24 protein-coding genes and 5 pseudogenes are annotated in these 23,409 nt (G+C 65.5%); 13 read left to right on the forward strand and 16 right to left on the reverse strand.

Annotated elements, in window-relative coordinates; genetic code table 11:
- Window positions 1-8 precede the first annotated feature (8 nt).
- Entirely contained in the window at window positions 9-407 is a 399-nt protein-coding gene (locus JVH1_RS21225) for an ABC transporter ATP-binding protein (RefSeq protein WP_009475869.1), read from the forward strand.
- Between the two features lie 38 nt (window positions 408-445).
- Here JVH1_RS21225 and JVH1_RS21230 read toward each other — a convergent pair whose 3' ends face one another.
- The 3 genes from JVH1_RS21230 to JVH1_RS21240 all read right to left on the reverse strand — a co-directional run bounded on the left by JVH1_RS21230 (window position 446) and on the right by JVH1_RS21240 (window position 1,840).
- Entirely contained in the window at window positions 446-1,045 is a 600-nt protein-coding gene (locus JVH1_RS21230; protein ID WP_009475868.1) for an FHA domain-containing protein, read from the reverse strand.
- The gene (locus tag JVH1_RS21235) at window positions 1,042-1,368 is read right to left on the reverse strand and encodes a hypothetical protein (RefSeq protein ID WP_009475867.1); all 327 of its coding nucleotides are present in this window, start codon (window positions 1,366-1,368) and stop codon (window positions 1,042-1,044) included. The genes JVH1_RS21230 and JVH1_RS21235 overlap by 4 nt, the downstream gene beginning before the upstream one ends.
- Window positions 1,369-1,576: 208 nt before the next feature.
- Window positions 1,577-1,840: a CD225/dispanin family protein gene (locus JVH1_RS21240; RefSeq protein WP_009475866.1), complete on the reverse strand. Its 264-nt coding sequence runs from the start codon at window positions 1,838-1,840 to the stop codon at window positions 1,577-1,579.
- 261 nt (window positions 1,841-2,101) lie between these two features.
- Here JVH1_RS21240 and JVH1_RS21245 point away from each other — a divergent pair, with 261 nt between their 5' ends.
- From JVH1_RS21245 to JVH1_RS21255, 3 genes are all read left to right on the forward strand, one after another.
- Window positions 2,102-2,494 (forward strand): hypothetical protein, encoded by a 393-nt coding sequence (locus JVH1_RS21245; RefSeq protein WP_009475865.1) that lies wholly within the window; start codon window positions 2,102-2,104, stop codon window positions 2,492-2,494.
- Between the two features lie 6 nt (window positions 2,495-2,500).
- Complete coding sequence (locus tag JVH1_RS21250) at window positions 2,501-2,782, forward strand: hypothetical protein (protein ID WP_157173974.1); 282 nt, start codon at window positions 2,501-2,503, stop codon at window positions 2,780-2,782.
- Between the two features lie 224 nt (window positions 2,783-3,006).
- Window positions 3,007-3,933, forward strand: coding sequence for a phospholipid scramblase-related protein (locus JVH1_RS21255; protein WP_009475864.1), 927 nt, complete (start codon window positions 3,007-3,009; stop codon window positions 3,931-3,933).
- Window positions 3,934-4,263: 330 nt separating this feature from the next.
- On the opposite strand, the gene JVH1_RS21260 is transcribed toward JVH1_RS21255, so the two are convergent.
- Entirely contained in the window at window positions 4,264-4,413 is a 150-nt protein-coding gene (locus JVH1_RS21260; RefSeq protein WP_009475863.1) for a hypothetical protein, read from the reverse strand.
- Window positions 4,414-4,778: 365 nt separating this feature from the next.
- On the opposite strand from JVH1_RS21260, the gene JVH1_RS21265 reads away from it, so the two are divergent.
- Window positions 4,779-5,375 (forward strand): hypothetical protein, encoded by a 597-nt coding sequence (locus tag JVH1_RS21265; RefSeq protein WP_043779561.1) that lies wholly within the window; start codon window positions 4,779-4,781, stop codon window positions 5,373-5,375.
- A gap of 319 nt (window positions 5,376-5,694) precedes the next feature.
- Complete coding sequence (locus tag JVH1_RS21270; protein WP_202803486.1) at window positions 5,695-5,853, forward strand: hypothetical protein; 159 nt, start codon at window positions 5,695-5,697, stop codon at window positions 5,851-5,853.
- A gap of 33 nt (window positions 5,854-5,886) precedes the next feature.
- On the opposite strand, the pseudogene JVH1_RS21275 reads toward JVH1_RS21270, so the two are convergent.
- Window positions 5,887-6,087: pseudogene (locus JVH1_RS21275) on the reverse strand (hypothetical protein); the annotation flags it as partial.
- Window positions 6,088-6,155: 68 nt separating this feature from the next.
- On the opposite strand from JVH1_RS21275, the pseudogene JVH1_RS21280 reads away from it, so the two are divergent.
- Window positions 6,156-6,509, forward strand: a pseudogene (locus tag JVH1_RS21280) (SDR family oxidoreductase); the annotation flags it as partial.
- Window positions 6,510-6,580: 71 nt separating this feature from the next.
- Here JVH1_RS21280 and JVH1_RS21285 read toward each other — a convergent pair.
- Both JVH1_RS21285 and JVH1_RS21290 read right to left on the reverse strand, forming a co-directional pair.
- Complete coding sequence (locus tag JVH1_RS21285) at window positions 6,581-7,495, reverse strand: LLM class F420-dependent oxidoreductase (protein WP_009475861.1); 915 nt, start codon at window positions 7,493-7,495, stop codon at window positions 6,581-6,583.
- A gap of 319 nt (window positions 7,496-7,814) precedes the next feature.
- A pseudogene (locus JVH1_RS21290) lies at window positions 7,815-7,957 on the reverse strand (NAD(P)-dependent alcohol dehydrogenase); the annotation flags it as partial.
- A 4-nt stretch (window positions 7,958-7,961) separates the two neighbouring features.
- Here JVH1_RS21290 and JVH1_RS21295 point away from each other — a divergent pair.
- Both JVH1_RS21295 and JVH1_RS21300 read left to right on the forward strand, forming a co-directional pair.
- A pseudogene (locus JVH1_RS21295) lies at window positions 7,962-8,294 on the forward strand (cytochrome P450); the annotation flags it as partial.
- A gap of 561 nt (window positions 8,295-8,855) precedes the next feature.
- A complete protein-coding gene (locus tag JVH1_RS21300) occupies window positions 8,856-9,146 on the forward strand; it encodes a MerR family transcriptional regulator (RefSeq protein ID WP_041811459.1) in 291 nt (96 codons plus the stop codon).
- Between the two features lie 249 nt (window positions 9,147-9,395).
- On the opposite strand, the gene JVH1_RS21305 is transcribed toward JVH1_RS21300, so the two are convergent.
- Window positions 9,396-9,692: a putative quinol monooxygenase gene (locus JVH1_RS21305; RefSeq protein WP_009480791.1), complete on the reverse strand. Its 297-nt coding sequence runs from the start codon at window positions 9,690-9,692 to the stop codon at window positions 9,396-9,398.
- Window positions 9,693-9,829: 137 nt separating this feature from the next.
- On the opposite strand from JVH1_RS21305, the gene JVH1_RS21310 reads away from it, so the two are divergent.
- Window positions 9,830-10,570 (forward strand): alcohol dehydrogenase catalytic domain-containing protein, encoded by a 741-nt coding sequence (locus JVH1_RS21310; RefSeq protein ID WP_371113017.1) that lies wholly within the window; start codon window positions 9,830-9,832, stop codon window positions 10,568-10,570.
- A 29-nt stretch (window positions 10,571-10,599) separates the two neighbouring features.
- Here JVH1_RS21310 and JVH1_RS21315 read toward each other — a convergent pair.
- A protein-coding gene (locus JVH1_RS21315) for an IS3 family transposase (protein ID WP_085998427.1) occupies window positions 10,600-11,819 on the reverse strand; the annotation gives its coding sequence in 2 pieces (ribosomal slippage) (window positions 10,600-11,567 and window positions 11,567-11,819; 1,221 coding nt in all).
- Between the two features lie 78 nt (window positions 11,820-11,897).
- Here JVH1_RS21315 and JVH1_RS21320 point away from each other — a divergent pair.
- The gene (locus JVH1_RS21320; RefSeq protein WP_371113018.1) at window positions 11,898-12,497 is read left to right on the forward strand and encodes a zinc-binding dehydrogenase; all 600 of its coding nucleotides are present in this window, start codon (window positions 11,898-11,900) and stop codon (window positions 12,495-12,497) included.
- A gap of 483 nt (window positions 12,498-12,980) precedes the next feature.
- Here JVH1_RS21320 and JVH1_RS21325 read toward each other — a convergent pair.
- The 3 genes and pseudogenes from JVH1_RS21325 to JVH1_RS21335 all read right to left on the reverse strand — a co-directional run bounded on the left by JVH1_RS21325 (window position 12,981) and on the right by JVH1_RS21335 (window position 16,766).
- Window positions 12,981-14,230 (reverse strand): annotated as a pseudogene (locus JVH1_RS21325) (IS3 family transposase).
- Between the two features lie 130 nt (window positions 14,231-14,360).
- A complete protein-coding gene (locus tag JVH1_RS21330; protein ID WP_009475854.1) occupies window positions 14,361-15,188 on the reverse strand; it encodes an SDR family oxidoreductase in 828 nt (275 codons plus the stop codon).
- Window positions 15,189-15,212: 24 nt separating this feature from the next.
- Window positions 15,213-16,766 (reverse strand): aldehyde dehydrogenase family protein, encoded by a 1,554-nt coding sequence (locus JVH1_RS21335; protein ID WP_009475853.1) that lies wholly within the window; start codon window positions 16,764-16,766, stop codon window positions 15,213-15,215.
- 133 nt (window positions 16,767-16,899) lie between these two features.
- On the opposite strand from JVH1_RS21335, the gene JVH1_RS21340 reads away from it, so the two are divergent.
- On the forward strand, window positions 16,900-18,144 hold the full coding sequence (locus tag JVH1_RS21340) for a CdaR family transcriptional regulator (protein WP_009475852.1): 1,245 nt from the start codon (window positions 16,900-16,902) through the stop codon (window positions 18,142-18,144).
- Between the two features lie 343 nt (window positions 18,145-18,487).
- On the opposite strand, the gene JVH1_RS21345 is transcribed toward JVH1_RS21340, so the two are convergent.
- Window positions 18,488-19,108, reverse strand: coding sequence for a TetR/AcrR family transcriptional regulator (locus JVH1_RS21345; protein ID WP_043779549.1), 621 nt, complete (start codon window positions 19,106-19,108; stop codon window positions 18,488-18,490).
- Between the two features lie 91 nt (window positions 19,109-19,199).
- Here JVH1_RS21345 and JVH1_RS21350 point away from each other — a divergent pair, with 91 nt between their 5' ends.
- On the forward strand, window positions 19,200-20,561 hold the full coding sequence (locus JVH1_RS21350) for a cytochrome P450 (RefSeq protein WP_009475849.1): 1,362 nt from the start codon (window positions 19,200-19,202) through the stop codon (window positions 20,559-20,561).
- A 245-nt stretch (window positions 20,562-20,806) separates the two neighbouring features.
- Here JVH1_RS21350 and chrA read toward each other — a convergent pair whose 3' ends face one another.
- From chrA to JVH1_RS21365, 3 genes are read right to left on the reverse strand one after another with little or no spacing between them, the layout of a single operon-like run.
- Window positions 20,807-22,210, reverse strand: a complete 1,404-nt coding sequence (gene chrA / locus JVH1_RS21355; RefSeq protein ID WP_009475848.1) for a chromate efflux transporter — start codon at window positions 22,208-22,210, stop codon at window positions 20,807-20,809.
- A gap of 57 nt (window positions 22,211-22,267) precedes the next feature.
- Window positions 22,268-22,699 carry a chromate resistance protein ChrB domain-containing protein gene (locus tag JVH1_RS21360; RefSeq protein ID WP_009475847.1) on the reverse strand — a complete coding sequence of 144 codons (432 nt, stop codon included), beginning with the start codon at window positions 22,697-22,699 and terminating at the stop codon, window positions 22,268-22,270.
- Complete coding sequence (locus JVH1_RS21365; protein WP_009475846.1) at window positions 22,696-23,205, reverse strand: Chromate resistance protein ChrB; 510 nt, start codon at window positions 23,203-23,205, stop codon at window positions 22,696-22,698. The genes JVH1_RS21360 and JVH1_RS21365 overlap by 4 nt, the downstream gene beginning before the upstream one ends.
- Window positions 23,206-23,409: the final 204 nt, after the last annotated feature.

Here is a 23,409-nt window from a genome sequence, read left to right on the forward strand (position 1 = left end):
TGAGAGCGTTGACGTTCAAGACCCAGTCCCGGCTCGGAGACCTGACGGGCGATCTGAACCAGACCCTGTCGGCGATCAGCGTCATCCGCGCCAATGGGGCCACCGACCGCGCGCAGGCCCGACTCGGCGACCGGGTCCGATCAGCGTTCGACGCCGGCATCCGCGCGGCTCGATCCGGCGCCGCGCTCCAACCGCTCCGGCAGACCACCGGCCACGCATCGCTGCTCTCTCCACATCCTCGGACCCCTTCGGCCCGGGCCGGTAGCGCTCGCTGTAGGGCCCGTGGGGTGGCGGTGGGGGGTGATCGAGGCAAAGACGGCAAGGACCTGTCCATGTACGAGCTCGAGGAGTCGGTGCAGGAGATGCCCCCGCCACGCGCGCTGGTGCCCAGGCGTGCAACAGGGTGACTGCCGCTCGCGATGGCAACCGGTGAGGGTGTGGGTCTTCAGGGGGTGGGGATGTGGTGGGTGAGGGCGCGGGTGGCGAGTTGGGTGCGTTTGTGGTGTTGGGGGAGGTCGTCGATTTGGAATGTGGTGAAGAGGGCCCGCAGGTGTGTTTTGACGGTTTCGATGCTCAGGTGCAGAGCGTCGGCGATCTGTTGGTTCGATGCGGGGATGGGGTGGTCGGTGCCGTCGTGGAAGGGCCGGCACAGTTCGTTTAGGACGGTGTGTTGGGCGGGGGTGAGGTGCAGTGGTGTGTCGAGGGTGTCGCCGATGTTAGTGATGCCGCAGTCGGTTGCGGGCTGGCCGTGGTAGGTGAGGGTGCTGGCGCCGATCCGGATGACATCTCCGGGGTGCAGGATGTGGCGTCCCCGTAGCCGAGTGCCGTTGACGACGGTGCCGTTGCGGGAGAGGCCTTTGTCGCAGACGGTCCAGTAGATGCCGAGGTGTTCGACGGTGGCGTGCAGGCGGGAGATGTCCGGGTCCGATTGCAGGGACAGGTCGGCGTGGGTGGCGCGGCCGATGGTGATGGGGGAGCGGTCCGGGGCCAGGGGCATTTCGTGGGTGTGCCCGCGGGCAGTGTAGATCAGGGCCGGGTTCGTCACTGGCGGTGATCTTTTCGGAAGGTGCCCATCGACACGGCCGAGGTGGTGGGCGCCGGTGCCAGCATCTGCTCGACGGTGTGGAGCAACTGCCCGATCATCACTGCTGCGGCGATTCCGACGGCGAGGGCGAGGGGGCAGGCGAGGGGCAGCCACGGGGTGAGTGTGTCGGCGAAGAACCCCGACAACACGGTCAGGACCAGCAGTGGGAAGACCACGGCGATCCACCGGGCTCGGGACAGTTGCTCGCGGTGTTCGATCAGCGCGGTGCGGTGTTGATGTCGGGGGTCGTTGGTCGGCGGGTCACTGTAGGTGCTCGAGGTCATCGGTGTGCTTTCTCGTGGTCGTGGACGGGTCGCTGCGTTTCGGTCTTGCTGTTGCTGTCCTCCTATCGTCGTGGACTGGGGGAACTCGGGTTAGCCACCCTTGGGGGCTGTTGTGACCACCCTCCCCAGGAACACTGAATCTCTGCATCTCTGCGTGTCCGGCTGTCGGGATGTCTGCGTGTGCGTGTTCTGCGTTGTCGGGTGTCGGTCAGGTTTGGAAGGCCGTGATCAGGCACCAGCCGGTGAGGAGGCCGCCGAGGCACAGGGCGATGATGCCGAGCATCCTCGCTCGCGACGACGCGGCGCGGGCGCCGTCGAGGTCACCGCTGCACCAGCGGGGGAACACTTTGAGTGCGTCGCTGAACGCGAAGAACGCGAGGGGCCAGAAGAACATCATGGCCGCGACGGCCCATCCGACATTCGAAGGCGGGGGCGGCGGGGGGTGCGGTGTGGTCGGTTCGGGCTGGGTCATGGAGTTCTCCTCGGGAGTGTGCGGTGGGGTGCGATTGCCCTGTCCACACTGGTCCACAGCGAATCGAAGCCACATCCCCTTCAGGGTGGGCCTTCGATCACCCCGTGCAGGTTCTGCAATGCGCTGGAGGAACAGGGGTTTCGGCGGCCTGGGGGGGTGCAGTGATGTTCACCCTGATGAGGATGAGAGACCCCTGCCTCGACCGGCAATGTTGACGGCATCGAAAGCGTCACCCACTCAACTCACACCGGAGGAAACACCATGCTGAACACCACCAAGTCCGTCAAGACCACCGTCCGTGCTCTTCTCGTCAGCGCCGCCGCGGTGCCGATGCTCGTCCTCGGCGCGGGTGCCGCGTCCGCCGCCCCGTTCCCCCTCGATGTGCCGATCAATATCGGTTTCGAGAACAACCAGCAGGGCGGCACCGGCGGGGCCGGCAACGGCGGGGATGCCGGCAACGGCAACAACAACACCGGCGGAACCGGTACCGGCGGTGCGGGCGGCGACGTCGGCGGCGGCGGAATCAACATCGGTTTCGAGAACAACCAGAAGGGCGGCAACGGCGGTGCCGGCACCGGTGGCGACGCCGGCACCGGGAACGGCAATACCGGTGGCAACGGTACCGGCGGGGCCGGCGGCAGTGTCGGCAAGTAACGCGTCATGTCGAACAGGGCCACGCTCGGGGTGATCGTTGCGTCTGCCGCGGCGACGGCGGTCGTTGCACTCGGGTGCGGGGTCGCCACCCGGGCGGACGGGCCGAACATCGCCCCGGCCGCCGTCCCCGGTGTTGCCGTCCCGGGCGCCGCCGAGTGCCAACCGGGTGCGCCCGGGAGCGGCACCCGGGGCGGGGACGGAGGCGACTGCATCGGCGGCTCGGCCGGTGACGGTGTCGGCAATCGCGGCGGCAGTGCCGTGGGCGGTGACGGCGGCGATGTCGGATAGTGCTCGTCGGAGAGGACGGTACGGGCCTTCCCGCCGTTCGTCATCCTCGACGACCGGTGCTCATCGGGCTGCTGCGCCCGGTGGGCACCGGTTGTCGCGCCCGACCGCGCCGGAGGGGTCGGGGTCGTCGAGTGGTGTCCCGGAATCGGGAGACCGAGGTCATTTCACTTCTGTCCATAGTCAGTGTTGTTAACGCCGTCGCAGGGCGGGAAGGGAGAGAAAACATGTTGCACAGAAAAAAGTTTCGCCACTCTTCGGAGACCGATGCCGGACCGGAGTCGACCGGGGCGGCGGGTGTCGTGCACCACCGTCGTCGGCTGTTCGGCGGCGGGCGGCAGTTCTATACTCAGGTGATGCCGGAAGTTGAGCCTGGTGCGAACCCGGATCCGGACCGATCCGCGGGGAAGCCCGGCCGGTCTGGTGGGGGCAGCGCGTGGGAACTCGGCATCGAAGGCCGTCATGACCCGGACCGCATCCGCGACCAGGTGCGGCGCGGTGCGAACATCGACGATCCGGTCGGTGGTGGCGGGGGAACGCTGTTCACCGAGTCGGTGCTGGTGGTCAATCAGCGGGCCAAACTGATCGAGCTGGCGGCGGAGTTCGCGGTGTACGACCAACACGGCAAGCCGCTCGGTTCGGTGGTGCAGGTCGGCCAGTCCACCACGAAGAAGGTGGCGCGGTTCATCGGACGCCTCGATCAGTTCTTCACCCACACCCTCGAGGTACACGACGTCGAGGGGGCGGTGCTGCTGCGGCTGACTCGGCCGAGGAAGATGGTCAAGTCGACGATCGTCGTCGAGCGTGGCGACGGACAGCAGGTCGGGGAAATCAGGCAGGACAACGTGTTCGGTGCGATCACCTTTTCGTTGTCGGCGGACGGCGTGTCGGTCGGCGCGATCAAAGCCGAGAACGTGTTGGCGTGGGACTTTTCGGTTGTCGATGCGTCTGACAACGAGGTCGCCCGGATCAGCAAGACGTGGGCGGGGTGGGACAAAGCTGCACTGACCAATGCGGATCAGTATGTCGTGCAGATTCCTCGGCGGCTGCCGGATCCGTTGGCCACTCTGGTGGTGGCGGCCAGCCTGTCGATCGATCTGGCGTTGAAACAGGACGACAAAGGCTTCAGTGTGTCCGATCTGCTCCCGTGGTGACCGGCTGGGGGAGTGCGGTATTCGAGTCGCGCGCGTCGGATCGAGATGTGGGCACATAACGATCGACCTGGATGCACTGCCCACCACGGAACGGAAGAGGATTCCGCCGACCAGGTCGGCGCCCTGCTGCAGTTGACCACACCAGGCCCAGCCGGTTCGGCGGGAGCGGACTTCTGGTTCGACATCGCCGCCGACCGGCAAGCCTGGACGCACAAGCCTTCGCCGACACCATTCGCTCCACCAGGTCCGCGGGCTCCAACCGTTTCTCCTACCCGCCCCTGCGGCGCGGTGACCGGGTGTCAGGTCAATGCTCGATCCAGCGAGGGAAGGTTAGGTGTCCTCGGTCTCGTCCTCGTCCGGCGGTGGAAGCGGATTCTCGGAGAGGGCGGCCAATTGTCGTCGCAGTTCGGCGACCTGCTCAGGGTCTGCGTGTTCGGCCCGACGGTCCACGATTTTTCCGAGAACCAACAACACGATCATGGGCACAACGATGACGCAGATTCCGATAATTGTGATCGCGGTCGGGAATGGCCCGACCCATGCGGGGACGTGTCAGGGGGCCACAGCCCGGGGGTACGACTGAGCATCTGCGGACTCCTCCGTCGGGTCGCTGGTACACCAACAATTGTCGGTCCGGGCTGCCGCCGCCAACACCCCCGGGGTGCAGGAACCATCACCCCCCGGGTGCTGCCCGCGAGGGGCTGAGTCGTTCGCCCGCGTGCCGCCGCCCGCGGCACACGCTTTCCAGAACTGCGGTCCGGAAGCGTCCTGGCCGGCTCGGCGCCGACCCAGTGCCGGACACCGTGGCGTCGCCGGGGCTGTGTGTTACGGCGACTCATATATGGGTGCCGCCGCGTGCCGTCCTGAGACTGCACGGTGAGTTCGACGACGGCGACCCATTCGGTGTCGTCGGCGCCGCGCGCCTTGTCGGCACGTCGCGTCTGAGCCGTCACCCGGGCAACGGTTGCCGGATCATCGACAGGGATCAACCGCCGCTCGTCATCGAGCATCCGCACCGGGTGAGCATCGGGATCGACTCGCACCACACCGTACCGGCGGTCATGGCGCAGCGTCGGATACGTGGAGCCGACAAGGACCAGTCGCTCGTCAGTGCCGACGCTGCTACCGCCTTCGGCACTGACGCGTTCAATGGTCAATGTCCCGTCCCCGGCACGCTTGCACCGGAACACCTCGTGTCGGGAGGTGATCCAGCACCCGTCGCGGTCGGCGTGGACCTTGCGGGTCCACTGGTTTTTCGGTGGCTCGATCGTCAGCGGCAACAGATACTCGACGATTCGTGGTGGTGTCGACCGCGTATCAATGTGCAGCAGGACAGGATTCGACCGATCCATCACCCACACGTCGGGTCCGTCGACGGAGACCGCGCCGGCGACGAACTCCACGTTGGTGGCCGGTACGTCGTTGAGGTCCAGGTCGAGTAGCACTCCGGTCCCCTGGAAGTGGTCCTCGGTCGAGGGTGTCTCCGGGTTCGACCAGAAGCGGTGCGGGGTGGACTCGACCTCGGTCAGTCTCTCGGTGCCGTCCACGGCGCGCAATCCACTTCCGGTGTGTTCGATGCGCTGTTCGACAAGCTGGACCCGTCGAACCCTGCCGCGAACCAGTACAGGATTGTCGGACCCCGTCCAGAAGATATCGACGACGAGTCTTCCGGTGAGTTCGACTCGTCCCGTCCGGGGCCGGTCGCACAACCACTCGGCGGACCATCCGTTCGTTGTGGGTGCCGACCGCGTGGACCCGCCCGTGGTCGAGGACGATGATCTGGTCGGCGTTCTTCACCGTCGCGAGCCGGTGCGCGACGATGACGACGGTCTGATCGACTCCGGTGGCCTCGAGCGCGGTCTGGAAGATTTCCTCGTTGCGACTGTCCAGGCTGGACGTCGGCTCGTCCAACAGCAGTAGCGGGGGCCGGGCGAGCAGTGTGCGGGCGATCGCCAACCGTTGCCGCTCGCCACCGGACAGGCGGATGCCGTGTTCACCGATCTGTGCGTTCACACCGTCGGTCTCGGTGTCGATCCGATCGCGCAGGTTGACCGTGTCCAGGGCCGCCCAGCACTCCAGATCCGTCGCCTCCGATGTGTGGCCGGTGGTCTGCCGGAGCGGTTGGTTCGCGGCGCCGGATCGAGCCGCGCGGATGCCGGCGTCGAACGCTGATCGGACCCGGTCGCCGAGCCGGGCCTGCGCGCGGGCGGTGGCCCCGTTGGGGCTGGGGTCGCATCGTGACGATGTCTTCGGTGTCGCGCAGCGCGGCGGGGGAGGGTTCGGCAAGGTGCCGTACTCGTCGGCCAAGGCTGCGATCCTCGGCTTCACCAAATCGCTTGCGCGCAACTGGAAGACTCCGGCGTGACGATCAACGCTGTCACGCCGGGAGCGGTGGACACCAACATTCGTGTCGGTAGCACCGACGAGCAGGAATAACCTATTGCACAGGGCATTCCGCTCGCACGCACCGCGACCACACGCGACATGGCCTCTGTCATCACCTTCCTGTCTTCCGACGATGCTGCCTACCTGATCGGACGACCATCGACATCAACGGTGGAAGCCACATGCACTGACGACGTCCCAGCTGCGATGTCTCGTCGCTGGTTCGATGTCGCAGCGGGGCGGGGTGATGTGTCTGCGGATGTCAGGTGAGGTTCAACGTGTCCGCGATCGTGGTGAGGTAGTCGATGTGCGCTTCGACGGTGTTGAGGCCAAAGCCCATCGTCGCTACGGCGGCGTGGGTGCCGCCCGCTGCGCGCCAGGCCGCGATCTCGGTGCTGACGGCGTCGGCACCCTGGCTCAGCACGACGTATTCCGCGCCGAAATCCTCGACCGGCCGGCCCGTTGCATGCACGCGTTCGCGCAGCTCTTGCCAGGATTCAACAGCGGTGTCGATCCCGGTCGCTCCGAAGAAGATGAAGCCGTCTGCGAGGCGGACGGCGCGTTCGAACGCTGCCTTTGTGGCGCCGCCGAGCCAGATCGGGATGGCCCGGCTCGGTTGGGGTGTGAGGGCGGCGCGATCGACTCGGTCGAAGCGGCCGGAGAACTCGACGACCGGTTCGGTGAACAGCTGGCGCAGCAGCTGGATCTGTTCTTCTTGCCTGGCTCCCCGGGTGCGGAAGGCCTGGCCGAGGGCTTCATATTCGACGGGGCTCCAGCCGACACCGACACCGAGCCGCAACCGGCCGCCGGAGAGTAGATCGACGTCGGCGGCTTGCCGCGCCACCAGAGCGGTTTGGCGTTGCGGCAGGATCAGCACGCCGGTGGAGAAACCGATCCGCTCGGTGATCCCAGCCAGGAAGGCGAACATGACGAATGGGTCGTGAAACGGGTCGTGTTCGGTGTAGGGCCCTGTCAGGGGCGGTGTCCGGTCGGCGTGCACGGCCCCCAGGACGTGGTCGTAGGCGAGTAGGTAGTCGAAACCCAGATCCTCGACTGCTGTGCCGAATCGCCGCACAGCGTGGGGGTCCCCGCCGAGCTCGGTTTGTGGGTAGACCGCACCGATCCGCACGCGGTCGGTGTCCCTTCCGGTCGGGGGCACACTGCTATCTGCGGACATGTCGGTTCTCCATTCGTCGGGTCGCCTATCCAACGGGATCAGTGGTCGGTGGGGTGGCCTGGGTCGGCGACCGCAGGGCTGGTTCCGGTCGCGCCCGGACTCGCTGGGTGGGCCTGGCTGCTCGAAGCGGCATCACATCCACATCACCGCTGCTTCCAGTACACAACAGGAGCCTGAGTTCACACCAGGGCAGACCTCACCCAGGATCTGACGGACCCCCTCTGCAGCTCCCGGAGGATCGTCATCATCGCCGCGGCGCCACCCACGTGATCGACCCCGCCGCCGGCCCCTCGCCGACAGAGATCCGAAGCCGTCGAGACCTCACGACGTTGCGTTCGAACGCGAGGATGTGGCTAGCGAAGAAGGATGGTCCGAAGAACAGACCGGTCAGCGATTCACCGTCAGTGGTGGTGATCGTCCCGGTGCCATCGTCGCGGACCCGAGGTACATGAACTGGTGGCACTAGGTCCTCGGCCCGCGGGCGTTGCAGAAAGTTGCGCGCATGCTGGCTGGTGGATGCGGAGGTCCTCGTCGATCAGGTGCTCGAGACGGCAACCACCTTCGACACGGTTCCCGCGCTGGCGGCCGCGTTCCCGCTACGGGTCTTCCCCGACGCCGTCGGCATCCCCGAGGTGGGCCGGGAGAACCTGCTGTCCTACGGCGACCACCTGTTCAACGCGTTCGGGCCGGTCAACAGCCTCGTCGACAAGGGCGCCCGCGGGTGAGCGAGCTGTCCGGGTGGGTCGACGCCCAGTGCACCCGCGACGTGCTGAGCGACGACGGATTCGGGGCCCAGCTCTGCTGATCGCGGCGACATACCTACGGGGACGACCACACCTGATCTGAGGAAGCGGACATCTCGACGCCTACTGCGACTGCCACTTCGCCGTCCGTCATCGATCAACGAGTGCCGGTCCGTCGAGCGAGCGGCCGCCGACGTGAACAGAAAAGTCGGCTGCCGGGTGTGAAATCCCCGGTCAACCGCTCCAGAATATCTGTAGTGGTGACTGTAGACATTGAGGCATCGCTGTTGTAGAGTTCCTCTCGTCGCAAGGAAAGAGTTCACGAGGTGCGGGAGAGAATGAACTGCCCGCAGAGAAGTAACGCAAGACCAGGATGTGCCGGGCAAGGGTTGATATGAGTGTGTAAGGCCCCGGCATATCCGGCGGCTGCCGGGCGGCACGAAGGCCCGACAGCCGGAAGAAGTGCAGTGAACAAGGAAGTGAAACCCGCTCCGGCCCCCGGTGCCTCACGGCGCCGGGGGCCCTGTCCGTTGGAAAGGCGTCACCCCATTCCGGAAGATTCGCCCGGCCGACGCGCGGCCGGGAAGCTCGACGACGAGGACTACCCGGCATACAGCATGGGTCACGCCGCTGAGATCCTCGGCGTGACACAGGCATTCCTGCGCAGCCTCGACGCCGCGAAGCTGCTCACCCCCGGGCGCTCGGAGGGCGGCCACCGCCGCTACTCCCGGTACCAGCTGCGTCTCGCCGCCCGAGCCCGCGAACTGATCGACCAGGGCACCGCGCTCGATTCCGCGTGCCGCATCATCATCCTGGAAGACCAACTCGCCGAGGCCCGACGCATCAACGCTGAACTTCAGCACACCCCCCGCCCCACGTCGGATCAGCCAGGCCCCGCATCCGGCTGACACGCCGCCGCCCCGAGGTTCATTCCGCGGAAGCCGCCCGATCCGCTCGGCGACCTCACCTCGGGCCTTTGCGAGAACGGGCTGTCCGGGGAGTGTGGTGGGGGGCCGGTGAGGTGTCAGGCTGCGCTCGTCTCGTCGGTGTGTACCACGATTCGACAGGTTCGGCGGACTCGCGTGTCAAGGTTCGCGGTCGCGAGGGTGATGTCGGGTTCTGTCGAGCTTGCGGGCGGGCTGTTTCCAGTCGGCGGCTCAGAGCTTGTCGGCGAGCACGTCGAGGTAGCTGATTTCGGGCGGCGCAGCGAAGAGTTCGTCGGCGCGTTCGCCGAGGGCCTTGCCGACCGGCCCATTGAGATGTGTGTCGCGGGCGGCCTCGTCGGGGAATGCGTCGATGATGCCGAACGTCGAGGGGCCGAACCGTACCGCCAACCAGGGCTTCGTGCCGGGCTCCTGTTCGACGAGTGGCAGCGCCGATCGGAGGAATTCCTCGACCGCGCTTTCCTTGCCGGGTTTTGCTTCGAGTCGGACCAGCAGCGCCTTGGTGGCCATGTCGGGTCTCCTGTTCGAGGTGGTGGACATGGTCCAGCATCACACCATCGACCGGTGAAGGGAAGGAGCCCCCGTGCCCACCAATCAAGGAAACCGATCTCACCCCTAGTAATCGTGGAGCCGAAAGAGGAGACTCCATGGTGGATGGAATGCGACGCCTGGAATGCGCCCGCTTTATCGGCTGTGACGCGAAACATGGTGGTGTGCCAACGTTTTGGTGTTGTTTTCAGTTCCGTGCGCTGTCGCGTCTGCCCCAGCGGCACGATTCATTCGGTCGCTCACATGTCATCGCCTGTGGCCGCCGGGCCGGGATCCACCGGGAAACGCAGCATCAGGGAGTCGAGATGAAAGCGCTTGTGTACGACGGGCCACGTGAGGTTCATGTGAAGGATATGCCCGATGCCAGGATTGAGCAGCCGACCGATGTGCTGGTAAAGATCACCAGCACCAATATTTGCGGGTCGGATCTGCACATGTATGAGGGCCGCACCGACCTGGAGCCCGGGATGGTCCTCGGTCACGAAAACCTGGGGATCGTCGCCGAGGTCGGCAATGCGGTGGTCAAGGTCTCACCCGGGGATCGGGTGTGCCTGCCGTTCAACATCGGCTGCGGGTTCTGCCGCAACTGCGAGGAAGGGTTGACCGCGTTCTGCCAGACGGTGCACCCGGATCCGAAGATGGCCGGCGCCGCATACGGGTTCGCCGGGATGGGCCCGTTCTGGGGCGGGCAGGCGGAATATCTGCGGGTGCCGTTCGGCGACTTCAATTGTCTGCGGTTGCCCGAGGATGCCCAGGACAAGGAAACCGACTACGTGATGCTCTCCGACATCTTTCCCACCGGCTGGCACTGCACCCGCCTCGCGGACATGCAGCCCTGAGGTTGCCCCTCGGGAGTGGACACCGGATTTCATGCGGCGACTGACAGCGTAGACGACGCGATGAGTCGTTGTTCGAACTCCACTGGGGTGAGGTATCCGAGGGCGGAGTGACGGCGACGTCGATTGAAGTACGAGAGCCACTCGAACAACTCCAGCCGTGCCTGCGACTTCGACGTCCAACTCCGTCCGTGCAGCCACTCCCTCTTGAGTCCTTGGAAGAACGACTCGGCGAGAGCATTATCGTAACTTGACCCGACCCGTCCTCGACTTTGCTGAATCCCATGACGGCGGCATACATCGACGAAAGCTGCTGCGGTGTACTGTGATCCGCGGTCGCTGTGGAAGATAACGCCACCGACGTCACCACCGCGGGTGCGCACCGCCATCTCGATCGCGTCCGTGACGAGATCGGTGCGCATGTGGTCAGCGATCGACCAGCCCACCACCCGGCGTGAGAAGATGTCGATCACCGTGGCCAAGAACAACCACGAGGATCCCACCGGGATGTAGGTTATGTCCCCACACCACTTGGTATCGACAGCCGTAGCGGTGAAGTCTCGCATCACCAGATCCGGCACCGACGGAGCCGACTTGTCCGCGATGGTCGTGCGCTTGCTGCGGCGCAGGTGCCTGCCCACCACGTGGTGGATTCGCATCAGCCGGGTCACCCGTTTGCGGTTGATCCTGCGCCCGCGGGAGCGGAGTTCGGCGTGAACCCGCGGAGCGCCGTAGGCGCTCCGGTGCTCGGTATGGATTGCGCGGATCTCGGCGACTGTCGCGGCTTCCTCGGCCTGGCGCTCGACACGGGCCGGCTCCGTGATCAGGTGCTTGTAGTAGGCGGAACGGGAGGTCCCGAGCACCCGGCACAGCCGCTGCACGCCGAACTCGGCGCGATGGTCGGAGATGAAGTCCCAGCGGCGGGTCTTCACTTCACCTCCTTTGCGAAATACGCGGCTGCCCGGCGCAGAATCTCGCGTTCGAGCTGCCATTCCTTTTCCGCACCGCGCAGCCGCGCATTCTCCGCGCGCAGCCGCGCGAGCTCGTCCGCCTCGGTCCCGTCGGCGCCGGTACTGCGGTCCTGCGAGCGCGCGTTACGGGCGGTGTCCTTGCGGACCCACGTCCGTAGCGTTTCGCCACTGACGCCCACATCCGCGGCCACCGCCGCGTACGTGCGTTTGCCGTCGGCCGCGCGATACAACGCGACCGCGTCTTTCCGGAATTCCTCCGTGTACAGAGACTGGCGTCCCACCTCGACATCCCTCCTGGCTCTCCTAGAACCATTGTCCGGGGTGTCCACTCAAAGGGTGCAGCCTCACCCGGCGATTCGATGGTGGTGTACGGGGCCGGACCGGTCGGGTTGATGGCGGCGTATTCGGCGATGATCCAGGGCGCGAGCAAGGTGATGATCGTCGACCGGCATCCGGACCGGCTCAAGCTCGCCGAGCAGATCGGCGTCATTCCGATCGACGATTCGAAGGGCGACCCGGTCGAGCAGGTCCTGGAACAGACCCGCGGGCAGGGTGCCGACAAGGGTTGTGAATGCGTCGGCTATCAGGCGCACGACCCGCAGGGTCACGAGGACGCCGCGATGACGATGAACCGGCTCGTCGACTCGGTGCGCTTCACCGGCCACATCGGGGTGGTCGGGATCTTCCTGCCCCAGGACCGAAACGGCCCCGACGAACTCGAACGCCACGGCAAGATCGCCTTCGACATGGGCAAATTCTGGTTCAAGGGGCAGAAGGTCGGAACCGGGCAGGCCAACGTCAAGCACTACAACCGGCAGCTGCGCGACCTGATCCACCAGGGCCGTGCCAAGCCGTCCTGGATCGTCTCCCACGAACTGCCACTGGCCGAGGCCGAATCCGGTTACCAGCATTTCGATGCCCGCGACGACGGATGGACCAAGGTCGTACTGCATCCGTGAGGCCCGTCTGCTCATGCGGGTGCTGCCGAGGCTGCCTTCGGACTGCCGGTTTTCCCTCGGCGGGCGTCCCGAATGCCGAACCCGCACCGGAAAGCCGGCCGCTGACCGAAACTCGCCGACCTCTCTGCATAACCGCCGGCTCGGCATGAGACCCGTCCGGTGATGATTTTGCTTTCGGGGCGTCAATCGGAAAACCCCGAACGATCTGGAGCGGGCGTTCGCGGCCGCCGGTTACAGGTCGGAACGGGCGCCTTTGAGCAGAAGCGGGATGGATCGTCAGGGTTCCCCCGCTTCGTGTCGGTGTGAGCTGCGTCAGCTCAGTCGGTTCATGCTTACCGGCCGTCATCGTCCGCTCGGCAGACTTACCACGTCTGGCCCGGTCCATGCGGGCCTTGGGATGGCTGCCCGTGCCAGCTACAGACTCGACCGGGTGTCTGGCCTGGTCGCGGTCTGAGGTTGGCCCTCGGGAGTGGACACCGGATTTCATGCGGCGACTGACAGCGTAGACGACGCGATGAGTCGTTGTTCGAACTCCACTGGGGTGAGGTATCCGAGGGCGGAGTGACGGCGACGTCGATTGAAGTACGAGAGCCACTCGAACAGGTCCAGCCGTGCCTGCGACTTCGACGTCCAACTCCGTCCGTGCAGCCACTCCCTCTTGAGTCTTTGGAAGAACGACTCGGCGAGAGCATTATCGTAACTCGAGCCGACCCGTCCTCGACTTTGCTGAATCCCATGACGGCGGCATACATCGACGAAAGCTGCTGCGGTGTACTGTGATCCGCGGTCGCTGTGGAAGATAACGCCACCGACGTCACCACCGCGGGTGCGCACCGCCATCTCGATCGCGTCCGTGACGAGATCGGTGCGCATGGGGGTACCCCCTGGACGCAGTCCTTGGGGGAGGGTCAGCGATCGACCAGCCCACCACCCGGCGTGAGCAGATGTCGATCACCGTGGCCAAGAACAACCACGAGGATCCCACCGGGATGTAGGTTATGTCCCCACACCACTTGGTATCGAGAGCCGTAGCGGTGAAGTCTCGCATCACCAGATCCGGCACCGACGGAGCCGACTTGTCCGCGACGGTCGTGCGCTTGCTGCGGCGCAGGTGCCTGCCCACCACGTGGTGGATTCGCATCAGCCGGGTCACCCGTTTGCGGTTGATCTTGCGTCCGCGGGAGCGGAGTTCGGCGTGAACCCGCGGGGCGCCGTAGGCGCTCCGGTGCTCGGTATGGATTGCGCGGATCTCGGCGACTGTCGCGGCTTCCTCGGCCTGGCGCTCGATTCGGGCCGGCTCCGTGATCAGGTGCTTGTAGTAGGCGGAACGGGAGGTCCCGAGCACCCGGCACAGCCGCTGCACGCCGAACTCGGCGCGATGGTCGGAGATGAAGTCCCAGCGGCGGGTCTTCACTTCACCTCCTTTGCGAAATACGCGGCTGCCCGGCGCAGAATCTCGCGTTCGAGCTGCCATTCCTTTCCGCACCGCGCAGCCGCGCATTCTCCGCGCGCAGCCGCGCGAGCTCGTCCGCCTCGGTCCCGTCGGCGCCGGTACTGCGGTCCTGCGAGCGCGCGTTACGGGCGGTGTCCTTGCGGACCCACGTCCGTAGCGTTTCGCCACTGCCGCCCACATCCGCGGCCACCGCCGCGTACGCGCGTTTGCCGTCGGCCGCCCGATACAACGCGACCGCGTCTTTCCGGAATTCCTCCGTGTACAGAGACTGGCGTCCCACCTCGACATCCCTCCTGGCTCTCCTAGAACCATTGTCCGGGGTGTCCACTCAAAGGGTGCAGCCTCAGTCGGCGCGCATGCGGGTAGCCGTCCCATGGCCGGGACTTCGTGACCTGCATCCGAAAGTCTGCTCAGCTGTGACGAGCCCGCTCTTCGTAGGCCTGCCTGGCAGTGATGTCGACGTCTTCCAGAAACACTCTGTCCGTGTGGAGCGCACGGGTGAGCGCTTCGCTGATCCGACGAGGGAAGAACTTCTGACTCGCGGCGAGGGCACCGACGAGCTTGGTCACCCGCACCTTCGGTTTGGGGCATTCGATCAATGCCACGATGGCACGCGCAATGTCCTCCGGCTCGGCGTTCTTGAGTCCAGGGAGCCCCTTGGTGCCGGCAGTCAGCTCGGTGTTGACGAAAGACGGGAGCACCGCGGAAAACTCGATTCCCGTTCCGCGGTGCTCCACCCGGGCCGCGTCCGTGAAGCCGACGACGGCATATTTGCTGGCGCAGTAGGTGGCCAGCCCTGGTGTGTAGATTTCGCCTGCGAGTGAGGCGATGTTGACCACGTGCCCACGGCCCCGCGGCAGCATTCGCCGAACAGCCAGTTTGGAACCGGTGATCACCCCGAGGACATTGATATCGAGGATCCGGCGGGTGACCGCATCGGGCTCGTCCGCGATTCGGCCGGCGGGCATGATGCCGGCGTTGTTTACGAGCACGTCGATAGGTCCGAGCGTTGCTTCCACGTCGTCGAGGAAGGCCCCGAACGATTCGGCATCCGTCACGTCGAGCTTCCGGTAGCTGACCAGGCCGAGTTCGGTCGCGGACTCCTTCAGCTTGACGTCGTCGATGTCGCCGATCGCCACCTTCGCGCCGAGCCTGGTCAGGGCCGTGGCGGTCGCGAACCCGATTCCGCGGGCACCGCCGGTGATCGCGATGACGCGACCGTGCAGAGATTGTGTCATTTTCCTTCTGTCCTTCTGTCGTCGTTACAGGGAGTTCGAGCGGCTTGTCACGGATAGGCGGCGGCGCGGGTCGCGCGCGACGAGGGCCCGCAGCACCCGGCCGACGAGACGACCGCGGCCGGGCGCGTACGGATACCAGAGCAACTCCCGCTTCACTGCGGGTCCGCGCGGCACCGTGATCGCCTGCTGCCGGGTGTACTTCCGAACTCCATACTCACCACCGAATCGCGCGCCGAGACCAGACTGCTTCCATCCCCCGTGCGGTAACCCCAGCGCGAACAGGTTGGAGAAGGCGTCGTTGATGTTCACCGCGCCGGCTTCGAGCCGGCGCGCGATCGCCTCGCCGCGGGCCCGATCTCCGCACCACACCGTCGCGGACAGGCCGTACTCGGAATCGTTGGCCAGGCGCGCGGCTTCGTCGGCGTCGGCGACCTTCACCACCGGGATCGTGGGCCCGAACGTCTCCTCCCGGATACAGGCCATCGAATGGTTCACGTCGACGAGGACCGTCGGCTCGAAGAAGGTGCCAGCGCTCCCGGCCTTGCCGCCGGTCAGCGCCGTGGCGCCGCCGTCCACAGCGTCGTCGACGTGTCGGGCAACGAGGTCACGCTGGGCCTGTGTAGCCATCGCACCGACATCGATCCGATACCCGTCGCAGTCGTCACCCTGTCGGAGCGAGCCGACGAGTGCCACCAGTCGCGCGACGAATTCGTCGTACACGGGCGCCTCGACGTAAACGCGTTCGATCGACACGCACACCTGTCCGGCGTTGAACAGTCCGCCCCAAGCGATTCCGGCTGCCGCGCGGTCCAGGTCCGCATCCGCCAGCACGATGGCCGGATCTTTGCCGCCGAGTTCGAGACTGCATGGCACCAGCCGCTCTGCGGCCCGCACGGCGATCGCTCGACCGGTCGGGGTGGAGCCGGTGAACTGCACGAAGTCCACCGAATCCACTACCGCTGCACCTGTGTCGCCGCGGCCAGTGAGTACCGAGAAGACCGGGGGTGCACCGATTTCCGACCATCCCCGAGCTAGTTCGACGGCTGACAACGGCGTTACCTCAGACGGCTTGAGCAGCACCGCCGCACCAGCGAGCAGCGCCGGTATGATGTCCATCGCCGGCATCGCGAGCGGGAAGTTCCACGGGGTGATCACACCGACCACCGGGTAGGGGCGGACGGTCTTGATCAGTCGCTTTGTCATCGACAGCGGCCCGTGCGGTTTCACCCGCTCGTCGGCGAGAAACTTGCCGGCGTTGTCCGCGAAGTAGTTGATCAGGTCGCACGCGAGCGCAGGCTCGATGGCTGCTTCGGCGCGTGGCTTCCCGGTCTCGGACCGCAGCACGTCGATGAGGTGGCGCTCATTGTCGAGAAGCCAGTCCCGCAGCTTCCGCAGCCACATGGCCCTTCCTTTCGGCCCCAGCGCTTCCCACTCGGGTTGGTGGGCGCGCAGTCGACGGACGGCATCGGTCACTGCCTCGGAACTCTCGTCCGGTACACGCGCGACGAGGCGGCCGTCGGCGGGGCAGTGCACGTCGATGTCGTCGCACCTCGTGTGCGCCTTGCTTCCGGATCTCATGTGAACCCCGCCTCCTATGATGCACGACACTTCCTATTAGAATTGCACAACCAAACCGCACGTTTCTTAGCGAAATCAGCCAATTGGGCCCTCGTCATTTGTGCTCCGGGTCCAATTAGAAGGAGGTATCGACGTGTCCGCTGACGACATGGTGCTTGCCTGGCTTCGGGAGTTCGCTGCGGAGGCGCTGGTGCCCGGAACCCTGGATGGTCTCGTCGCGAGGTTCGACGCCGTGATAGTGGCCGAGGTTCCCGAGGTTTCCGCGGACCGAGAGTTGCGACGGGACCTCGAAGCCAGCACCCGTGACCAAGGGCGCGCACTGCTGGTCTGGCTCACCGGAGAGTCCGCGGAGGTGGACCTCCCACCCGCCGCACATGGTCTCGCGTGCACAATCGCCCGACGGGGCCTGCATCTGAGGGTATTGATGCAGATCTACCGGGTCGGCCAGAAAGCTCTGCTGAGATTCGCCGCGGAAACAGCAAGTGAGCGCATCACCGACCCGGTATTGGAACCGAAAGTCCTGATTCGGCTACTGGAGCGGGCGAATCACTGGCTCAACGTCTCATTGGAGGTACTCGCGGATACCTACAGCGAGGAACGAGAGCGGGGATTGAGCGGCGCGTTCGCCCGGCAGGCAGAAACGGTGCAGGCGATCATCCGAGGCGAGATCGCCGATACCGTGGCAGCCTCGAATCGTTTGAATTACCCCTTGCTCGTGCATAACACCGCACTTGTGCTGTGGCTCGAGGACACACAGTCGAATCAGGCCGAGGACGAGATCGGCGTTCTGGACTCCGCCGCCCGTACGGTTGCGGCCAAGATCGGGGCTCGGCAAATGCTTACTGTGCCGTCCGGATCGCGAGGGCTCTGGGCATGGCTGGCGGCGGAAGTCGAGCCGGATCTCACCGCATTGGACATCGGTCCGGGCATCCCGGCCGGGATCCGGATCGCGATTGGTAACCCGGGCAAAGGAATTCAGGGATTTCGGCAAAGTCACATCGAAGCTATTGCTGCTCAACGCATCTCGGAATCTCGACCGGCCGAGACTCAGCTCATTTGCTATGCGGACGTCGAAATTGTCCACCTGCTCGACGGCCATCCCGACGCGGCGAGGGCGCTGGTTTCCCGTGAACTGCGCGGCCTTGACGGTACCGATGCAGCCTCCGCAATGCTGCGCCGCACGCTGCGCGGCTATCTGACCGTGAACCGCAGTCCGGACGCGGCTGCTCGGGCGCTCGGCGTGCATAAGAACACCGTGCGTTACCGCATCCAGCGCGCCGAGGAGTTGCTCGGCCGCCCCGTCGGACCGAACAGGCTGAAGCTGGAACTCGCGCTCGAATACGCCGACACCTACGGTCCGGTCGTTCTGAAGGAGTGAAAAGGCACCTCCGTCGGCGAGTGCGCCCCAAGCACTGGCCCTACACACTGATCGATGCCGCACAGTGCAAGTGTTGGGTAGCCGCGTGTACAGCATTTCGTCGCAGCGTCAGGACCTTGACTTTCCTGTGCATCGAGGCGTCTGCCTCGATCGGTAAAGCCGGATTGCACAATCTGTCGTTCGCTCTGGCCGACGAACTGCCCCCACGGCATCAATGTGGGTACCGTCACCCATCGGTGGCGTAGTCCAGCCGGGAACCTTCTTCGATCCGGATCTGACGACGATCTCGAACAACGCGTCCGTGTCCCCGTGGCCAACATTACGAGCCCAAGCACCGCGCCCCTCATCGGTGTGCGGTGGAGGTGAATTGATATGTTGCCGCATCGACGATCTCGCCGGGCGTGATGGAGATCTCGTCGTTCAACCATGCGGTGACCAGCTCGGCCAAGCCGCCCACAAACAGCAGTCCGTTGATTTCACCTTGATGTGGTGACCACGCTCTGTCTCCGTATATGCGCGTGGCTTCGTCCGCCACCATCTGAGCGAAGCCCCGCAGTGCTGCGCGTCGGTGGGTGCGCAGAGGTTCGGACGCGGCGGATTCGATCATCGCAACACGTCCCTTGCGTGGATCTTCGGTGAGGATGGTGACGAACGATGCGATGGCATTTCGTACGCGTTGTTCGATCGTCCCGGTGCTCGCTCGAAGCGCATCCAGTCCGGCCTGACGGACCTCGTCGGCGATGCCGTCCAGGACATTCTGTAGGAGTTCGTCTCTGCTGGTGAAACTTTCGTAGAAGTATCGCTCCGTCAACTTGGCGTGCGCGCAGATGGCGGTCATGGTGGCGCCGCCCTTACCTGTGGCTGCAAACACGTCCAATCCCGCCTCGAGCAGACTCTCGCGGCGCAGTGCTGCACGTTGGTCGCCGCTCAGGCCAGCGTATCGACGGGGCGTAGGGGGAGTCATGGATCGATATTGACAGACGTGATCTCGATGGCGCAGACTACGCTCATCTGACAGGACGCGCTGTCAGATGAGACGGGAGTTGAGGTTCGTCATGTCCAAGATCCTGGCCGTTCCACCCGTACAGTCGCAGTTGCAACCGGTCTCGGGGCGATCGGGGCTGCCCGGCGTCGGGCACGTACTCGAATACATCCGAGATCCACTCGCATTGATGCAAAAGCATTGGGACCGTTACGGCGAGGTCTCCTGGTTCTCGATGGTCGGTCGGCGTTGGGTCGCAGTCCTCGGACCCGACGCATGCCAGGAAGTGCTGCAGAACAAAGATCGGGCATTCGTCAACGGTGACGGCTGGTCGGTGCTGATCGGCCCCTTCTTTCACGGTGGCCTCATGCTTCTCGATTCGGAAGAACATCTACGACACCGTCGAATCATGCAGCAAGCCTTCACCCGATCGCGCCTCGAGAATACCGTCGACGTTCTCAACCCGGCGATCGATTCGGCGCTCGACGCCTGGACTCCCACCAACGGATTCCGCGCCTACACGGCGCTCAAGGCGCTCACTCTCGATCTCGCCACCGACATTTTCATGGGTGGCGCGGAAGGGTCTACCGAAAGCGAGATTTCTTCGGTGAAAAAGGCTTTCGTCGATTGCGTGCAGGCGGCAACCTCGGTGGTCCGCTATCCGGTCCCGGGGACCAGGTGGAAGCGAGGACTAGACGGACGCCGAGTCCTGGAAGACTTCTTCCGGCAATACCTACCGGCGCGTCGATCACACGAAACGGACGACCTGTTCTCCGTGCTCTGTCACATCGAATCCGAAGCAGGACAACGCTTCAGCGACGACGAGGTGGTCGATCATATGATCTTCCTCCTGATGGCCGCGCACGACACCTCCACGATCACCATCTCCACGATGATGCAGTATCTGGGTCAACACCCGCAGTGGCAGGACAGATGCCGGGCGGAGTCGCTCGCGTTGGGGACCCCGGCGCCGAGTTATGCCGATCTCGACGGACTGGACAGCCTCGATCTGGTCATGAAGGAATGCCTCCGGATCGTCTCTCCGGTGCCGGTCATGGCGCGCCGAGCGGTTCGCGACACCCAGGTGCAAGGGCACTTCGTGCCTGCGGGAACCTACGCGGCGGTGGTGCCACATTTCACCCACCACATGCCGCAGTACTGGCCCGAACCCGAGCGTTTCGATCCCGAACGCTTCGCGGAGCATCGACGTGAAGACAAGGTGCACCGATATGCCTGGGAGCCCTTCGGTGGTGGCGTGCACAAATGCCTCGGAATGCACTTCGCCGGCGCCGAGATCAAAGCAATCATGCATCACCTCCTCCTGCGCTTCGACTGGCACGTCGACGCCGACTACGTCGCCCCACTCAACTTCACGTCCTTGCCGTTCCCCTCAGACGGACAACCTGTCGACCTGCGTTTGCTCGCTACTTCTTGAGGCGAACTGGGGTGGTCTGGCGGACCCTTTAGCTATAGCTGGGAGTCCGAGCCCTTGTGTTGGCACTGTGGAGGAATCCCCACCTCAGCCCGTTTTTCGCCGGAAACTGTCGGTGCGCCCACAAAGCCTGCGGCGGGGCCATCGACGAGGGAAACGAGCCGCTGATCGGGGCGGTATCAACTTCTACCTGGCCATTGGCGCGGGCGGTGTCGCGCATTCGACGTGTGTGAGGGAGGCGGCGCAGGTCAGGTGACGGGGAGCCCGACCAGGCCGGCGGTGAGGCCGAGGAGGGCGCAGACCCCGAGGGTGCGCAGCACGGACCAGTTCAGCCGGTAGATCATCACCCCGGCGAGGACGGCGATGACCGCGACGACCGGGCGGATCGTGCTCAGGTCGGGCACCAGCAGGTGGATCGGCCCCCAGTGCAGCAGGGAGGCGTCGGCGAAGAGGGTGTGGACGGCGAAGTACAGGGCCAGGTTCGCGATCACTCCGACCACCGATGCGGTGATGCCGTTCAGCGCGGAGGTCAGGTGGGTGTTGTTGCGGAGCCGCTCGACGTAGGGGGCGCCGAGGAAGATGAACACGAAGCACGGCACGAACGTCACCCACGTGGTCAGCAGCGCGCCGATGGTCGCGGCGACCCAGGGGTCGAGATCGCCGGGGTTGCGGTAGGCGCCGAGGAACGCGACGAACTGCACCACCATGATCAGCGGCCCGGGGGTGGTCTCGGCCAGCCCGAGACCGCGGACCATCTCGCCGGGGGTGAGCCAGCCGTAGGTCTCCACCGCCTTCTGGGCAACGTAGGCCAGGACGGCGTAGGCGCCACCGAAAGTGACCAAAGCGGTGCCGGAGAAGAACATCCCCTGTTCGGTGAACACACTGTGCCGGCCGGTGAACACCACCACAGCCACCATCGGAACGGCCCACGCGATCACACCGACACCGAGCACGAGGACCGCCCGGCGCAGGCTGGGGGCGTCGGCGTGCAGAGCGTCGTCGGCGATCAGCGGCGGCGTCTCGTCAGTGTCCTTCTCGGTTGTGCCGCTGTTGTCGGCGCCATGCGTGCGGCGGCCGATGAGCCAGCCGGCAAACCCGGCCACCGCGATGACGATCGGGAACGGCACCGCGAACAGCGCCAACGCGAAAAATGCGCAGACCGCGATCACCACGTGCGCGGGCCGGGTCAGCGCCCGCTTCGAGACCCGGGTAACAGCCTGCACGACCACGGCGAGGACGGCGGGGGCGATGCCGGCGAAGATGGCCAGCACGATAGTGGTGGCCCCGAACGCGACGTAGATCGCGGCCAGTCCGAGCATCGCGATCATCCCGGGCAGCACGAACAACACCCCGGCGATCAGACCGCCGATCGTGCCGTTGAGCAGCCACCCGGTGTAGATGGCGAGCTGCTGGGCTTCCGGGCCGGGCAGCAGCATGCAGTAGTTCAGGGCGTGCAGGAACCGTTTCTGCCCGATCCACCGCTTCTCGTCGACGAGGGTGCGTTGCATGACCGCGATCTGCCCGGCCGGACCACCGAAAGTCTGCAGGGAGATCAGAAACCACGCCCAGCTCGCCTGCCGCAGCGGGATCAAGTCGCGGCGTCGGGAAGTGGGGGCCGGTGTGGCGCGGGTGGTGGGTTCGTTACTGCTCACGTCGGTCTCCGAAACATGAAAGTCAGGGCGGGGCAGGATGGTCGGGTCGCATCGGGGTCAGGACGGTTCGCGGCCGGACAGGACACGTTGGCGATGGAATTCGTAGAGCCCGTCGAAGATGCGGGTCGCCACCGCCAGGGTCTGATCGTCGGTGCCGGTCAACGACAGCCCGCGCAGCACCGAGTCCAGGCCGGGGGCTTCGGGGGCGTCGAACTTTCCGTCGTCGATGTCGGCCTCGTGCACGATTTCGGCGAGTACCCACAGCACCGGGTCGGTGAGTTCGTAGCGGCGCAGGATCGTCTCGAAACTGCAATCACCGTGGTGATGCGAGAGTTCGACGCCGCGCATGTCGAACGCGGTCGCATCGTCCGGGACGTCCGCCGGATCGGTCACCCACAGGAATTTGGCGTCCGGGTCGATGTTGCGGCGGATCAACCACGCGCAGGCGGCGCGGTCGATGTGGATCCCGGCGCGGGTCGCCCACCTCACTGCGGCACCTGCGTTTCCGCGGGCCGGCCGGTCGCCAGCCCCTTTAACGCGGCCTCCGCGCCGTCCCGCTGGGCGGTCGGGAAGAAGGTGCGTTTGTCGATCTCCCGCATCCGGCGGCGCAGCTGGGTGAGCTTCTTGGTCCGTCCGTCGGGGTCGGGCAGTGAGCGTGCCGCTTCGGCGGCGTCGGTGATCTCGTCGTATTCGGCGGCCCGATCGGCCGAGAGCTTCGCCCGCATCCGGTCCTGTTGGTTCTGGGTGGTGGGGGCGGCGGTCCACACCTCCGCCTGCCCGTGCGCCTCGACGATCTCCTCGGCGACCCAGTCGAACTGCTCGCGGGTGCGGGCCGAGGCGGGCAGCACCACCACCCCGTCGGCGAGCTGGAACACCCCGTACTTGCGGAGCTTGCGCCACACCGCGATCCGCGGCGTCGACGGCTCGCGGGGGATGCGATACGCCAGCATCACCCACTCGTCGGGTCGCTCGTCCGGTGCCGGTTCAGGTTCCACAACCGTGATGTAACCACGGTTTCACTGCGATGTCTATCCGTGGGTTCGGGGGCCGGTGGGGCGACTTGGGCGCGCACCTGGTTACTGGACTGTAACCGTGGTTACCGTGAAAGTGGCCGTCGTGTTCGAGGCCGTCGACGACGAAGAGGCGGCCACCCACGTCACACCCGGAACCTGACCAGTCAGGAAGCAGACAGGAGCTGG

This window comes from Rhodococcus sp. JVH1 (assembly GCF_000280725.2).
Lineage (GTDB): Bacteria > Actinomycetota > Actinomycetes > Mycobacteriales > Mycobacteriaceae > Rhodococcus_F > Rhodococcus_F jostii_A.

What these genes read in the sequence shown, in the direction of transcription:
- JVH1_RS21235 (WP_009475867.1), bottom strand. Translation starts at nt 1,368, where the DNA reads ATGACCTCGAGCACCTACAGTGACCCGCCGACCAACGACCCCCGACAT.
- JVH1_RS21240 (WP_009475866.1), bottom strand. Translation starts at nt 1,840, where the DNA reads ATGACCCAGCCCGAACCGACCACACCGCACCCCCCGCCGCCCCCGCCT.
- JVH1_RS21245 (WP_009475865.1), top strand. Translation starts at nt 2,102, where the DNA reads ATGCTGAACACCACCAAGTCCGTCAAGACCACCGTCCGTGCTCTTCTC.
- JVH1_RS21250 (WP_157173974.1), top strand. Translation starts at nt 2,501, where the DNA reads ATGTCGAACAGGGCCACGCTCGGGGTGATCGTTGCGTCTGCCGCGGCG.
- JVH1_RS21255 (WP_009475864.1), top strand. Translation starts at nt 3,007, where the DNA reads ATGTTGCACAGAAAAAAGTTTCGCCACTCTTCGGAGACCGATGCCGGA.
- JVH1_RS21260 (WP_009475863.1), bottom strand. Translation starts at nt 4,413, where the DNA reads ATGATCGTGTTGTTGGTTCTCGGAAAAATCGTGGACCGTCGGGCCGAA.
- JVH1_RS21285 (WP_009475861.1), bottom strand. Translation starts at nt 7,495, where the DNA reads ATGTCCGCAGATAGCAGTGTGCCCCCGACCGGAAGGGACACCGACCGC.
- JVH1_RS21300 (WP_041811459.1), top strand. Translation starts at nt 8,856, where the DNA reads ATGGGTCACGCCGCTGAGATCCTCGGCGTGACACAGGCATTCCTGCGC.
- JVH1_RS21305 (WP_009480791.1), bottom strand. Translation starts at nt 9,692, where the DNA reads ATGGCCACCAAGGCGCTGCTGGTCCGACTCGAAGCAAAACCCGGCAAG.
- JVH1_RS21310 (WP_371113017.1), top strand. Translation starts at nt 9,830, where the DNA reads ATGGTGGATGGAATGCGACGCCTGGAATGCGCCCGCTTTATCGGCTGT.
- JVH1_RS21320 (WP_371113018.1), top strand. Translation starts at nt 11,898, where the DNA reads ATGGTGGTGTACGGGGCCGGACCGGTCGGGTTGATGGCGGCGTATTCG.
- JVH1_RS21330 (WP_009475854.1), bottom strand. Translation starts at nt 15,188, where the DNA reads ATGACACAATCTCTGCACGGTCGCGTCATCGCGATCACCGGCGGTGCC.
- JVH1_RS21335 (WP_009475853.1), bottom strand. Translation starts at nt 16,766, where the DNA reads ATGAGATCCGGAAGCAAGGCGCACACGAGGTGCGACGACATCGACGTG.
- JVH1_RS21345 (WP_043779549.1), bottom strand. Translation starts at nt 19,108, where the DNA reads ATGACTCCCCCTACGCCCCGTCGATACGCTGGCCTGAGCGGCGACCAA.
- JVH1_RS21350 (WP_009475849.1), top strand. Translation starts at nt 19,200, where the DNA reads ATGTCCAAGATCCTGGCCGTTCCACCCGTACAGTCGCAGTTGCAACCG.